Origin of the sequence: Bacteroides sp. HMSC067B03 (genome assembly GCF_001811315.1) — a bacterium.
GTDB lineage: Bacteria > Bacteroidota > Bacteroidia > Bacteroidales > Bacteroidaceae > Bacteroides > Bacteroides faecis.
Map to the genome: position 1 here is coordinate 1 of NZ_KV804456.1, position 644 is coordinate 644.

1 protein-coding gene is annotated in these 644 nt (G+C 46.3%); it reads left to right on the forward strand.

Annotated features, from left to right (window positions below):
• The coding region (locus HMPREF2794_RS22785; protein WP_168166625.1) for a phage head morphogenesis protein at window positions 1-644 on the forward strand (644 nt) is incomplete at both ends.

Genomic DNA, 644 nt, shown 5'->3' on the forward strand with positions numbered 1-644 from the left:
CGGATACGTGACAACTTGTTCAAGTTCTCCGGAGCGAAGACGTATCAGGAAATTAAGGAGATGAATGATGCCCTTTATGATGATAAGGGGAAAAAACTTTCTTATGAGGACTTCCGGGAAAAGGTTATGGCAATTCATAAAGACTATAATGAAAATTACCTTCGCACGGAATTTGAAACGACAGAAACAAGCTGCAGACGCGCCAGTGAATGGCAGGAATTCAAGGAGAATGCGGATATAATGCCTAACCTGAAGTATGTGACTGCAGGGGATGAACGGGTAAGAGAATCACATAGGATACTGGATGGTGTCGTAAAACCTATTAACGATCCGTTTTGGCTGCAGAACTACCCGCCCAACGGATATCGGTGCAGGTGTTATGTCGAACAAACGGACGAACCGGAAACGCCTGCTACGCCTATTGTGACGATACCGGATGCCTTTGCGAACAACGTAGGGCAATCCGGTGAGATATTCACGGTCGCACATCCTTATTTCTCAATGCCCGACGGGCATTTGGCAAAAATCAGGAAGGAGACGGAACGGAGCAAGTTATACGCTCCTTACCATCGTGATCCGGAATCGAAAGTGATGATCAGCGATTTTGCTGATCCGAAAGACTTGGTTAAGAATGTCGAAAGCGC